The sequence below is a fragment of the Pseudomonas sp. FP198 genome, from assembly GCF_030687895.1.
GTDB lineage: Bacteria > Pseudomonadota > Gammaproteobacteria > Pseudomonadales > Pseudomonadaceae > Aquipseudomonas.
Genome location: NZ_CP117452.1, coordinates 5,278,264 through 5,290,799 on the forward strand (window position 1 = coordinate 5,278,264; position 12,536 = coordinate 5,290,799).

11 protein-coding genes are annotated in these 12,536 nt (G+C 62.5%); 1 reads left to right on the top strand and 10 read right to left on the bottom strand.

Annotated elements, in window-relative coordinates; translation table 11 throughout:
• Positions 1-53 precede the first annotated feature (53 nt).
• Positions 54-686 carry a toluene tolerance protein gene (locus PSH78_RS24030; protein ID WP_305497263.1) on the top strand — a complete coding sequence of 211 codons (633 nt, stop codon included), beginning with the start codon at positions 54-56 and terminating at the stop codon, positions 684-686.
• 16 nt (positions 687-702) lie between these two features.
• Here PSH78_RS24030 and PSH78_RS24035 read toward each other — a convergent pair whose 3' ends face one another.
• The 10 genes from PSH78_RS24035 to waaF form a co-directional block, all read right to left on the bottom strand.
• Complete coding sequence (locus tag PSH78_RS24035) at positions 703-1,962, bottom strand: capsule biosynthesis protein (protein ID WP_305497265.1); 1,260 nt, start codon at positions 1,960-1,962, stop codon at positions 703-705.
• 23 nt (positions 1,963-1,985) lie between these two features.
• Positions 1,986-2,891, bottom strand: coding sequence for a glycosyltransferase family A protein (locus tag PSH78_RS24040; protein WP_305497267.1), 906 nt, complete (start codon positions 2,889-2,891; stop codon positions 1,986-1,988).
• On the bottom strand, positions 2,884-4,632 hold the full coding sequence (locus PSH78_RS24045) for a carbamoyltransferase (protein WP_305497269.1): 1,749 nt from the start codon (positions 4,630-4,632) through the stop codon (positions 2,884-2,886). The genes PSH78_RS24040 and PSH78_RS24045 overlap by 8 nt, the downstream gene beginning before the upstream one ends.
• Before the next feature lie 374 nt (positions 4,633-5,006).
• The gene (locus tag PSH78_RS24050) at positions 5,007-6,467 is read right to left on the bottom strand and encodes a lipopolysaccharide kinase InaA family protein (protein WP_305497271.1); all 1,461 of its coding nucleotides are present in this window, start codon (positions 6,465-6,467) and stop codon (positions 5,007-5,009) included.
• On the bottom strand, positions 6,467-7,219 hold the full coding sequence (locus PSH78_RS24055; protein WP_305497273.1) for a lipopolysaccharide kinase InaA family protein: 753 nt from the start codon (positions 7,217-7,219) through the stop codon (positions 6,467-6,469). Before PSH78_RS24055 ends, PSH78_RS24050 begins: the two co-directional genes overlap by 1 nt.
• Entirely contained in the window at positions 7,216-7,950 is a 735-nt protein-coding gene (locus PSH78_RS24060) for a lipopolysaccharide kinase InaA family protein (RefSeq protein WP_305497274.1), read from the bottom strand. The genes PSH78_RS24055 and PSH78_RS24060 overlap by 4 nt, the downstream gene beginning before the upstream one ends.
• The gene (gene rfaP / locus PSH78_RS24065; protein ID WP_305497275.1) at positions 7,950-8,756 is read right to left on the bottom strand and encodes a lipopolysaccharide core heptose(I) kinase RfaP; all 807 of its coding nucleotides are present in this window, start codon (positions 8,754-8,756) and stop codon (positions 7,950-7,952) included. The genes PSH78_RS24060 and rfaP overlap by 1 nt, the downstream gene beginning before the upstream one ends.
• Positions 8,756-9,877: a glycosyltransferase family 4 protein gene (locus tag PSH78_RS24070; protein WP_305497277.1), complete on the bottom strand. Its 1,122-nt coding sequence runs from the start codon at positions 9,875-9,877 to the stop codon at positions 8,756-8,758. Before PSH78_RS24070 ends, rfaP begins: the two co-directional genes overlap by 1 nt.
• Positions 9,877-10,935 carry a lipopolysaccharide heptosyltransferase I gene (gene waaC, locus PSH78_RS24075; RefSeq protein ID WP_305497278.1) on the bottom strand — a complete coding sequence of 353 codons (1,059 nt, stop codon included), beginning with the start codon at positions 10,933-10,935 and terminating at the stop codon, positions 9,877-9,879. Before waaC ends, PSH78_RS24070 begins: the two co-directional genes overlap by 1 nt.
• A 1-nt stretch (position 10,936) precedes the next feature.
• A complete protein-coding gene (gene waaF, locus PSH78_RS24080) occupies positions 10,937-11,971 on the bottom strand; it encodes a lipopolysaccharide heptosyltransferase II (protein WP_305497279.1) in 1,035 nt (344 codons plus the stop codon).
• Positions 11,972-12,536: the final 565 nt, after the last annotated feature.

Sequence of the window (12,536 nt, forward strand, 5' to 3'; positions counted from 1 at the left end):
CTGCGCTAACATACCCGGCTGCCCCTCCCAGCGGGCCAAGCCTTGGAGCCTTGATGCAAACGCTCGACCCTAATGTTTACTTCAGCCTGCGCGAAGGTGCCGATGTCCTTGAGGCCGATCGCCAAGGGGATAAGGTGCTGCGCCTGGCCGATGGCTCGATGCTCAAGCTGTTTCGCCGCAAACGCCTGCTGACCTCCGCGCTCTGGTCACCGTATGCCAAGCGCTTTGCCGACAACTGCCAGACCTTGCAGGCGCGCGACATCGAATGCCCGCGCATTCGCCAGGTCTACCGCATTCCCGCCATCGAGCGTGATGCCGTGCATTACGACCCGCTGCCCGGCAGCACCCTTCGTCAATTGCTCGGCGCGGACACTTCTATCGACCTTCGGTCACGACTGGGCGAGTTCATCGCTCGCCTGCATCAGAACGGTATCTACTTTCGCTCTGCGCACCTGGGCAACGTGGTGCTGACGCCTGGAAACACCTTGGGACTGATCGATGTCGCCGACCTGAAGGTCTATCGCAAGCCGCTGCGCAAAGGGCTGCGCCTGCGCAATTTCAAACACATGTTGCGCTACCGCCAGGACCGCGAATGGCTGCTCCAGGACAACCAGTTCCTGGAGCATTATCTGAGTCATCAGAAGGTGTGCAACGAGCGGGAGTTGAGGCTCGCGCTCGGCATTTGAGCGGCAGGCTGCGACGTCAGCCGACGGCAGGCAGGCTGAAGGTTTCGAAATTTTCTGCAGGGTTTCTGCCACGCAGCAAGTCATCGACCAGCTCGACGGTTTTTGCCAACCCCCTGGAGCCGTGCACCAGATGGTAGTCGGCGAAGCCACGGGCCTTGGCCACGCACTGCGGATAGTCCTGCTCAAGCGCGTGCAACTGCTGGGAAAACGCCCGCTCATCGCGCACTTGCGGCCCGAAGAACAACGCGTGGGAAAAGATATCCACATCGCGGCCGGCATTCACATGGATCACCGGCCGCCCCGCCAGCCCAGCCTCGATGCCGGCATTGGACATGATATTGATGACCACGCTGGCCTGGGCGAGCGCCTGTGCCAGCGAGCACTCCACATCCAGCAACTCGATATTGGCGAATCGCGTCGCAGCGTCGCGCCAGAACTGCGCCTTGCTGCGCGGATGGCGCTTGAACAGCACGCGATAATCCGGGTTGCGCCCGGTCCAATCGCGCAGCAACTGGTAAGTGTCCTGATAACCGGTTTCTTTCTCCCGATCAGGCCCTACCCCCAGCACCAGCAGCGTTTTGATAGCTGGATCAGCGACGGGCAGGTCATAGGTTTCGTCGGCAAGGTAGGAACCGACCAGCACTACCGTCGACTCACCGAACCGCAGCGTCCGCTGTTGCAGTGCTTCCAGCGAACTGCGGCCGAAGACGCCGTAATAATCGTAGTCGTTCATTCCCAGCCGGCGGGACGATTCCAGCGTCGTGGCATGCGCCAGGTGCAGCAGGCGGGCACCCCGTGCAGCCAGCGCCAGGCGCAGGAACGGCGCGTGGAGACTGCCATTGCGCTCGTTGATCAGTACTTTTGGTTGATAGGTCATCACCAGCCATTGGGCGTGGGCGGCATAGACCAGGTAACGCAGCGGCACGGACTGTGGCGGCGGCGCCAGCATGCGCTGGGCACAGGCATCGGCGGGAGCGCGCAGCGCAGCTTCCGTCAGTTGATGACCGCGCTTGCGCAGGGCATCGATCAGGATGTTCTTGCGCTGCAGCGCCATGGACTTGGGCGCCGAATGCAGCAGCAGCACTTCGCAAGGTAGCGCGTCGGTCGCATGCTTCAAGCACGCCTTGGCACGCAAACCAATCGTTACATCCACCAGCACGTCACGCACCAGGCGCAACAGGCTGCCCAGGCGCCCATGGCGCTCGCGCAGCAGTTTCCAGCGGTAGCGGTCCAGTTCACGGGCCTTTCGAGCCCAGCTTCCGTCGGCCTGGAACATGCTGTCGTCAGACCTTGCGGCGTTCACTTGAACAACAACCGGATAGCCTTGCGCGTATAGGACCAGCGCGTGATCGAGCGAACATCGGTACGCACGGCCTGGGCATAAAAAGCCTTGGCATTGGCGTAGTCACCGGCGCTGTAGCAATCGCGGAACAACGACAGGCAACGCTGGGCCATGAAGGCCTTGCGCAAATCTTGCAACGACTGCGGCATGCGCGCCGGGGAAAACACCTCGTCGACCATGCCCACGCCCGCCGCCAGGCTTTGCCTGAGGTCATGCCGCATGCTGTCGCCATGCTTGTAGATCAGCGCCAGCGGCTGATCGAGCACGGTGCATGGAAAGCGCGCCAGCACCTGGGCAAACACCGGGATGTCTTCGACGTTACGCAAATGCTCGGGATAGTTACCCGGCCCGAACACCTCGCGGTGCATGGCACAGGCGCCGTTGGACAAGGTCACAGTCTTGTCCAGCAGGTAGCCCCGGACGCGCTCACGCGGCGTGGCCGGCAACGGCTTAACCGCATGCTGGACGCGACGCCCGTCAGGGAACACCGACCAGTGACCGCCGATGACCAGGCGAGTTTCGGGATGACTGGCAACATGCCGGGTCACGGCGGCAAGCGCGCCCGGCGCCATCTCGTCATCGGCATCCAGGAAGATCAGGTATTGCCCCCGAGCCTCCTCGATCCCGCGATTGCGTACCGACGACAAACCACCATTGGGTTTGCGCAGGGCCCGGAAGAGCCCGGCATGTTCGGCCTGCAATTGCTCCAGGACCTGCGGCGTTGCGTCAGTGGAACCATCGTCGATCACCAACAGCTCGGCCTGGGCTTCGCCCAACTGCGCGATGACCGAGTTCACCGCACGCGGCAAGGTCTCGGCGTAGTTGTAGGCCGGGATGACGACACTGATCAGCACCTCAGTCATAAGCGTCCACACCGTCCTTGACGACCAGAATGTCTTCCATGATCAGGTACTGCAGGTCAGAGCCGAAGAACATGTTCAGCGCGTCGGTCGGCGAGCAGATCATCGGCTCGCCACGACGGTTGAGCGAAGTGTTCAGCGACACGCCATTGCCGGTCAGGACTTCCAGCGCCTTCATCATGTCGTAGTAGCGCGGGTTGTATTCACGCTTGAGCACCTGGGCCCGGGAAGTGCCGTCTTCGTGAACCACTTCCGGCACGCGGGTCTTCCATTCCTCGGCCACTTCGAAGGTAAAGGTCATGAATGGCGCCGGGTGATCGACCTTGATCATCTGTGGGGCAACGGTGTCGAGCATCGACGGGCAGAAAGGCCTCCAGCGCTCGCGGAACTTGATCTGCTCGTTGATGCGGTCGGCCACGCCACTGGCGCTCGGACAACCGATGATCGAACGACCGCCCAAGGCACGCGGGCCGAACTCCATGCGCCCCTGGAACCAGGCCACCGGGTTGCCGTCGACCATGATCCTGGCGATGCGCTCGGGGGTGTTGTCGATCTTGCGCCATACCGGCTTGCTCGGATGACGGGCGCACGCGGCGATCACGTCTTCGTTGCTGTATGCCGGGCCGAGGTAGACGTGCTCCATCTTCTCCACCGGCACGCCACGGGCATGGGACACATAAGCCGCCGCGCCAACCGCGGTGCCGGCGTCGCCGGAGGCCGGCTGCACGAACAGCTCCTTGACGTCGTCACGGGCGATGATCTTCTGGTTGAGCTTGACGTTCAGTGCGCAGCCGCCGGCGAAGGCCAGCTTGCCGGTTTCCTTGAGCACGTCGCCCAGGTAGTGGTCGATCATCTGCAGCGCGAGCTTCTCGAACAGCGCCTGCATGCTAGCGGCGTAATGGATGTACGGCTCGTCGGCGATGTCGCCTTCACGCTTTGGACCGAGCCATTCGATCAGCTTCGGCGAGAAGTAGAAGCCCTTGCCTTTCTCTTTATAGCGGCGCAGGCCGATCACGTTGGCGTAGTCGGTGTTGATCACCAGTTCGCCGTTTTCAAACGAAGCCAGGCGCGAGAAATCGTATTTGCTGGCATCGCCATACGGCGCCATGCCCATGACCTTGAATTCGCCGTCGAGCATTTCAAAGCCGAGGAACTCGGTGATCGCGCCATACAGACCGCCCAGGGAGTCCGGATCGTAGAATTCCTTGATCTTGTGGATCTTGCCGTTTTCGCCGTAGCCGAAGAACGTCGTGGCGTATTCACCCTTGCCATCGATACCCAGGATCGCGGTTTTTTCCTGGAAACCCGAGCAGTGATAGGCGCTGGAGGCATGAGCCAGATGGTGTTCGACCGGTTCGATCTTGATTTTTTTCGGATCGAAGCCCAGTTGCTCCAGGCACCAGACGATCTTGCGGCGATAACGCTTGTAGCGGCGGTTGCCCATCAGGATCGCATCAAGGGCGCGATCCGGGGCGTACCAGTAACGCTTGGCGTAGTGCCAGCGCGCTTCGCCGAACAGGCTGATCGGGGCGAACGGGATCGCCACCACATCAACATCGGACGGCTTGATGCCGGCCTGCTCCAGGCAGAACTTCGCCGACTCGTAGGGCATGCGGTTCTTTGCATGTTTATCGCGTACGAAGCGCTCTTCCTCGGCCGCCGCGATCAGCTTGCCGTCAATGTACAGCGCTGCGGAAGGATCATGGCTAAGGGCGCCGGACAGGCCAAGAATCGTCAATGCCACAGGGGTCTAGCCTCTTATGTCTGCATACGGGCGACAAGCGCCGCGAAGAATTGATGTGCCGCGCGCCAAGGGCGCTGGGCAGCTAAAGGGCGGGATTATAGCTTAAAAGCGCCGGCAAACCTCTAGCGCCGAGCAAGTGACGAAGCTTACCTGAAGGACCTGAACACCCGTGGGAGCGAGCCTGCTCGCGAAGGCGGCAACGAATCTACACCTAACCCCTAGATTTACCCGATCCGTGGCGAGGGAGCTTGCTCCCGCTCGGCTGCGCAGCAGTCGTAAACCCGACAACTGTTTTTTCCTGGCACACCGTGTTGAATGGCCTTGGGGCCGCTGCGCAGCCCAGCGGGAGCAAGCTCCCTCGCCACGGTGATCGGTCACAACACCGAGAGGGTGCTTTCGACATTCTTGGGCAAGCGTTCGTCAATCACCCTATACAACGCGCTATCCTGCGGCCAGTTGCGCATGAACCGCGCGCGATCCCGGGCGTAGGCCTGGGCGAAGCTGGCCTGGGTGCGGTGTTGGCACATGGAGTCGAGGTCGATCAACGCCCAGCGGTCGTGTTGCCAGAACAGGTTGTGGCCCTTGAAGTCGCCATGGCTGATACGTTCGCGGACGAGGTCGGCGAACAAGCGATCCAGCGCCAGCAATTCTGTTTCGGGCGCTTCACCGGTCTCCACGTATGGGGCAAAGCGTTCGATGATGTCCGGGCCCGGCAAGTACTCGGTGACCAGATACGCACCACGGCGCAGCCACAGGAAACGCTTTTCCAGCAGTGCCAGCGGCTTGGGCGTGGCAATGCCGAGGAAGGCCAGGCGATGACCTTCGCGCCAGGCATGCCAGGCACGGCTCGGACGCCAGAAGCGCTTGAGCCAATGGGCGAAGCCCTTGATGTTGTAGCGTTTGATGATCAGCGTACGGCCGCTCGCCACCACCCTGCCGACACTCGCCGCGCCGCCGGTCTTGAACAGATGCCCCTGGTCCAGCAGGGCATCGGCCTGCTCAAGCACGGGCACTATCGCGGCCTCTTCATCACGGCGGATAGCCCGTAGGCCGAAGGGCCCACGCTTGACGCTGAACAGGCTGCATTCTCGCCCGACCTTTTCGAGGTAATCCTTCAGGCGCCAGGCATGCACCTTGTCGATCTGTTTTTGCAACGCCTCCATCGGCAACGCATGTTCGGCATTGCCAAGCAGATAATGCACCAGCAACTCTTCGGTGAACGGCGCCAGGGACTTGGGCAACTGGGCGAAAAACACGCCGAGATTCTCCAGCACTTTTTGCCGCGACAACGGCTGCCCTGCGGTTTCGGCCCGAATACCGGCGCCATCGATCAGGTAGAGTTTCCCATCGTGGCGCAGCAGGTTGTCCAGGTGCAGATCCTCTTGCCACAGGCCCTTGGCGTGCAGTTGTGCAATGGCACCCAGGGCCTCCGCCAGCACTGCGGCCTGCTCATCGACCAACGGTGGCAATTGCTCGACTTGCCGCCAGGCGTCGCCCAGGCTTTGAGCCCCTTCGAGCAATTCGAACAGCAGCCAGCCACCCTCGCCGTCCTTCAAGCCGTCCACCAGCAACAGCGGTGTGGTCAGGCCCTGTTCCGCCAGCAGACGCACGCCTTGCAGCTCACGCTGGAAGTGACGAGCCGCCTTGGCGCCAACCAACAATTTCGCCAGTACCGGACGACCGCGCCAGACACCCGCGCCCACATAACGCTGCCCCGGCAATACGCGCAGAAGCGTCAGCAACTGCAATTGCGCCGGTCCGGCGGCGTCCGCCAGTTCCAGGCTCAAGGGCAGGCCAGGGCTACGGCCGGCATTTTTCAGTTCGGACAAAAGCATCAACGCGCCTCCTTGTCGTTACGGCGGGCGGCCACGCGTGTCATCCAGCTGTCGACCAGAACGCTGTCCAGCGGCTGCTCCAGATAAGTAGCCAGCAATTGGCGCACGTCATTGCCCTTCCAGGCGCCTGCCCGGCGCAGCAGCGGCTCCAGGTCCTTGATCCGGTCACGTTGGCCGAAGAGCAGCGGCCGGGTCTTCTCCAGGTCGATCAACTGCGCCTGGTAGCCGCTGTCGCCGGCTTGCAGAAAAATGTGCTTGGGATAGAAACAACCATGCATCTGATGGGCATCGTGCAGGCGCCGCGCCAGGTGCCCGCAGGCCTGCAGGATGCCCGTGCGCTGTGCGCCGCTCAGCGTCGACCAGCGCTGCAGCAATGAATCGAGGTCATCCCAGCCGTCCAGCGCACGCGTCAGCAGAACCGCACGGGCCTCGCCGTTCACCTTGCGCTGGCCGTAGAACACGGCTTGCAGCGCGGGGATGCGCAACTGCCGATAACGGCTGATATTACGAAATTCCCGGGAAAAACTCGGCTCGCCAAACGGATGCGACAAGGTTCGGGTCAGGTAATTGCTCTGACGCTTGAGGTAGTACCCCTGCCCTTCCAGTTCCAGGCGGAACACGCTGCTCCAGCCTTCCCCCGAGGTGTTGGGTTCGTCCACCGCTTCCAGTTGTCGTGCCCACAAGGCCTCGAAGCTGTCCAGGCCATGGCGTTGCAGCAACGCGCGGTCTTCATCGGCCAGAAAATCAGTCATTCACGCCCCTCGAAAAATTTCACCACGTGCCGGATACGCTTCTTGTCCAGGGCATCCAGCCGGTCGCGCTGCCGGTATTGCAGGTAAAAACGCAGGCGCTGAGTGGCCGACAGGTGATATTTGGCGACCTTGTCCAGGCACGCCAGGTCCTTGATGATCCGGTACTTGAGCCAGAAGCCGCGCCAGAAATCACCGTTCGGACAATCGATCAGGAACAACCGCGACTGATCGTCGATCAGCAGGTTGCGCCACTTCAAATCGTTATGGGTAAAGCGCTGCTCGTGCATGATCCGCGTGTAACCCGCCAACTGCCGGCTCACACCGTCGACCCAGGCGCGATCCGCCAGCCTGGGGTCGCGACGTTCGGCCAGGGCCGAGAGGTCTTCGGTGCGAGGCAACTCGCGGGTGATCATCGCACCACGGGCGAAGGCCGCGCCGTTGCGCTCCAGTCCCCAGGCAATAATTTGCGCGGTCGGGATCCCCCATTTGGCGAAGCGCTTGAGGTTCTGCCACTCGGACTTGACCCGCGGCCTGCCCAGGTAACGCCGCAAGCCCTTGCCGGCGCCGGTGTAGCGCTTGACGTAATAATTTACGCCGTTGCGCTGCACACGAATCACCTCCGACAGCGGGTCGCGCGTCAGACGCTCGCCCTGGAGGGCGAACACCGCGTCCAGGCTACCGAAATCCGCCGCCAGTTCGGCGTAGGCCGGTTCCAGTGTCCAACCTGACATCAGAGCGCATCCCCATACCGCTGCTTGCGGGCATACAGTTTGTTGGCTTTGCCTTCGAGCCAGGCCAGCAGCGACGCTTCTTCAGCCAGTACCTGGCGCAACGGCTGCTGGAAATAACCTTTGAGGAAACGCAGCTTGTCGCGGCGAGTCAGGCCTATGTCCAGCGCCGAAAAATACAGCGCGGCCAGGTCTTTGTTGCGCCAGCGCGTGGTGATGGCCGGGCGGGTCTGGGCGCGGTGCAGGTCGATCACCGAGAGCTTGAAACCGTCGGCCGTCACCGGTGTGTCGGTATGCAGCAGGAAATGGCAGATGTAGCAGTCGCGATGGTTGACCCCGGCGCGGTGCATCATGCCGGTCATGCGCGCCACTTCAGCGATCAGCGCCCGCTTGAGCCTGGGCTGTGGCGGCTGCCTGACCCAGTCGATGCTGTAATCTTCAAGGCTGATGGTGGGCGCCAGTTCTTCGGTGACGATGAACGAATGCTGGTCGGCCGGGTTGCTGCCCTTCTCGCCATACGCGACGGCCGTCATGGTCGGCACGCCGACTTCCTGCAGACGCTGGATGGCTTTCCATTCCTGTCCCGCGCCAAGTACCGGCAGCTTGGCGGTCAGCAGGTTCTTGAAAATCTCGCCCCAACCGATGCCACGGTGGATCTTCACGAAAAAGCCGCGACCGTCCACCTCGGTACGCAAGGTGCGCCGGGCTTCGAGTTCACGGTAGACCTCGCCCTTGAGCGCCTCGACCTCGGCGAACGCATCGCGTCCGGCCCAAAGGCTCTTGAACGGTTCGGCCAGCATCAATTTCATCAAGCGTGCTCCGCCAATATCACATCGGCCGCGTGCTGCGGCATGCTGTAAAGATCGGCCGTCTCGGCGAAGGCCAGACCGTTGCGGCTCCAGGCCGCCCTTGCCTCGGAATCACCGAGCATCCGTCCCAGGTATTCGGTCAGTTGCGCCTGCTCGAACGGCTCATCCAGCACCAGGCCGCTGTCGGCCTCGGCGATGTAATGGGCGTACCCGCACACCGCGCTGACCAGCACCGGCAACCCGGCCACCAGCGCTTCGAGCAGTACCGTGCCGGTGTTTTCGTTGTAGGCCGGGTGGATCAACAGGTCAGCGCCCAGCAGGAAACGCGGGATATCGCTGCGGCCCTTGAGGAACCGCACATTGTCGCCCAGACCCAGCGCGGCACTCTGCAGTTGGAATACCTTGGGGTCGTCCTGGCCGATTACAAACAGCCGGGTGCGTTTTCTCAATTCGGCCGGCAGCGCGGCCAGGGCCTTGAGGCTGCGATCCACACCCTTGGTCTTGAAACCGGAGCCGATCTGCACCAGCAGCAGGTCATCGTCGGCCAGCTGGAATTCGGCCCGGAACGCGGCGCGGATCTCGTCGGCGTCGGCGGGCCGGCGACGGTCCTGGGCGATGCCCGGCGGCAGCAGGTGGAAGCGCTCCAGCGGCGTGTCGTAGTGCTTGATGAACAGCGGCTGCTGGACTTCGGAAATCATCAGGACTTCGGTCTTGGCATCCTTGGCGAACACCGCCCGCTCGTACTCGGCGAAATGCCGATAGCGGCCCCAGCGCCGGTACAGCGAATTGCGCAGGTTCTGTGCCTTGTCCTCGAAACAGCCGTCGGCGGCGTAATACACGTCCAGGCCAGGCATCTTGTTGAAACCGATCAGACGATCCACCGGGCGCTGGGCCAGGTCAGCCTCCATCCAGGCGCTGAGCTTCTCGTTGCGACGGTGATTGAACAGCGCCTTGACCGGCGCCACCAGGACCTCGAAGCCGGGCGGCACGTCGCCCTCCCAGATCAGCGTATAGACGCGGATCTGGTGGCCACGCCGCTGGCATTCCAGGGCGATGCGCATGAAGTCACGCTGCAGGCCACCGAAGGGAAAGTATTTGTAAAGGACAAAAGCCAATTGCATCAGCGCGGCTCCTCAGCCAATAACGTGCTCAAGTGGCTGGCAACACGCTCGGGGTTTACACGCGTGAAGCACAGGGGCTGCTCGCGTTTAAGGTCAAACCGACGGGCATCTTCGGCGGTCGGTGGATAAGTACACTGTTTCTGCATGCAGGGCGCGCAGGGGAAATCACTGGCGAGGTGAATCTGGCCCTTGCCGTAGGCACCGGTCAGCACCGGGTTGGTCGGGCCGAGCAGCGAAACGGTCGGCACGTCCAGGGCCGCGGCCAGGTGTCCGAGGCCAGTGTCCACGGCCACGCAGGCCTGGGCACCGGCGAGCACCTTGCCCATGCCGCCGAGGTTCAGTTTCGGCAGTACCAGGGCATTGCGCAGCCCGCTGGCGATGCGCTCGGCGCGGGCCTTTTCGGCAGGGTTGCCCCACGGCAGTTTCACCACCACGCCGTACTGGCCCATGCGCTCGGTGAGCTGGCGCCAGTAAAGCTCGGGCCAGTGCTTGGAGTCCCAGGTCGTGCCATGCAGGAAAACCACATAGGGATAGGGGCGCGGCAATTCCACCAGGCGGTCGATGTCGAGGCCATAGTTGCCCTGGGTCTGCGGCAAGTCGTAGCCCAGCGCCACGGCAAACAGCTGGCGCACGCGCTCGACCGCATGCTGACCACGGGCCACCGCCAGGCGCCGGGAGTAAAACCGCGCTGCCAGGGGCTCGCGTGCAGAATCCTTATCCAGGCCAGCCACCGGGGCCTTGACGTAGCGAGTCAGCCAGGCGCTTTTCAGCAAGCCCTGGGCGTCAATCACCAAGTCATACTTCTCGGCCCGCATGTTCTGCTTGAACCGGCGCCACTCGCCGCTCTTGATGGTTTGCCAGATATTCTTGCGCCAGCGCCGGATCGCCACCGGGATGACTTTGCCCACCGCGGGGTGCCAGGTAGGGATTTCGGCGAACCCCTCTTCCACCACCCAATCGAAGCGGATGCCGGGAATCGCCCGCGCCGCATCGGTCAGCGCCGGCAAGGTGTGGACCACATCCCCCAGGGAGGAGGTCTTGATCAGCAATACCCGCAAGTTACCGGACCTCCACGGGTGAGCCCTGCAATCGCTCCAGGGCCTCGTTCACCGACGGCGGCATGAGCTGGCGCAGGCAATTGTAATGGCCGAAGCGGCAGGTCCGGTCGAAGCATGGGCTGCATTCGATGCCCAGGCGCACGACTTCGACTTTGTCGGCCAACGGCGGCGTGAAGCCCGGCGAGGTGGAACCGTAGACCGCCACCAGAGGGCGATTCAGCGCCGCCGCGACGTGCATCAGGCCAGAGTCGTTGGACACCACGGAATCGGCACAGGACAACAGGTCAATGGCCTCGGCCAGGGACGTGTCGCCGCTCAGATTGGTCGACTCCTCCCGCAGGCCCGGGATCAGCCGCGAGCGGATGTCCTCGCCCACGGAGTGATCGTTTTTCGAACCGAACAGCCAGACTTGCCAGCCTTCGCGGATCTTCGCCTCGGCCACCTGGGCGTAATGCTCGGCCGGCCAGCGCTTGGACTCACCAAATTCGGCACCCGGGCACAGCGCCAATACCGGCCGGTCCAGGGTCAGGCCGAACTTGGCCAGGGCCGTTTCGCGCGTCACCGGGTCGATCTGCAGGCTCGGTCGCGGATAAGGCTTGGGCAACTCGGCGCCCGGCTCGTAGGCCAGGGCCATGAAGCGCTCGATCATCAGCGGATAACGATCTTTATCCAGCGTGCGCACATCGTTGAGCAAGCCATAGCGAAATTCGCCACGCCAGCCGGTGCGCTTGGGGATGCCGGCGAAAAACGGCACCAACGCCGATTTCAGCGAATTGGGCAGCAGGATCGCCTGGTCGTACTGACCGGCCAGGGATTTGCCGATGCGCCGGCGGGTAGCCAGCTCAAGCACGCCATGACCGAGCGGGAAGCTCAAGGCCTTGCGCACTTGTGGCATGCGCTCAAGAATCGGCCGGCTCCACTCGGGGGCCAGGACATCGATTTCGCACTGCGGATGACGCTGCTTGAGACACTGGAACAGTGTCTGCGCCATCACCATGTCACCGACCCAACTGGGCCCAACGATCAGAATATTCATGAGCTTTCCAAAAACGCTACGGGGAGGCCTACGCCTCCCCGCCTCGAGAATCACTGTGGCTTAGGTCGCTGCCTGTTGCCCTAATCTACAACACACCACCGATCTGTTGTGGGAGCGAGCCTGCTCGCGAAGAGCCCGGCACATCCAATATCAATGTCGCCTGACACTCCGCCTTCGCGAGCAAGCTCGCTCCCACAGGGGTCCTGCACAAGTTCCAATTACTGCGCAGCACCACACATCCAGTGTGGGAGCGAGCTTGCTCGCGAAGAGGCCGGCACTTCCAGTATCAATGTCGCCTGACACTCCGCCTTCGCGAGCAAGCTCGCTCCCACAGGGGTCCTGCACAACTTTCAATTACTGCGCAGCACCACAAATCCAGTGTGGGAGCGAGCTTGCTCGCGAAGAGGCCGGCACTTCCAGTATCAATGTCGCCTGACACTCCGCCTTCGCGAGCAAGCTCGCTCCCACAGGGGTCCTGCACAAGTTCCAATTACTGCGCAGCACCACACATCCAGTGTGGGAGTGAGCTTGCTCGCGAAGAGGCCGGCACATCCAGTATCAATGT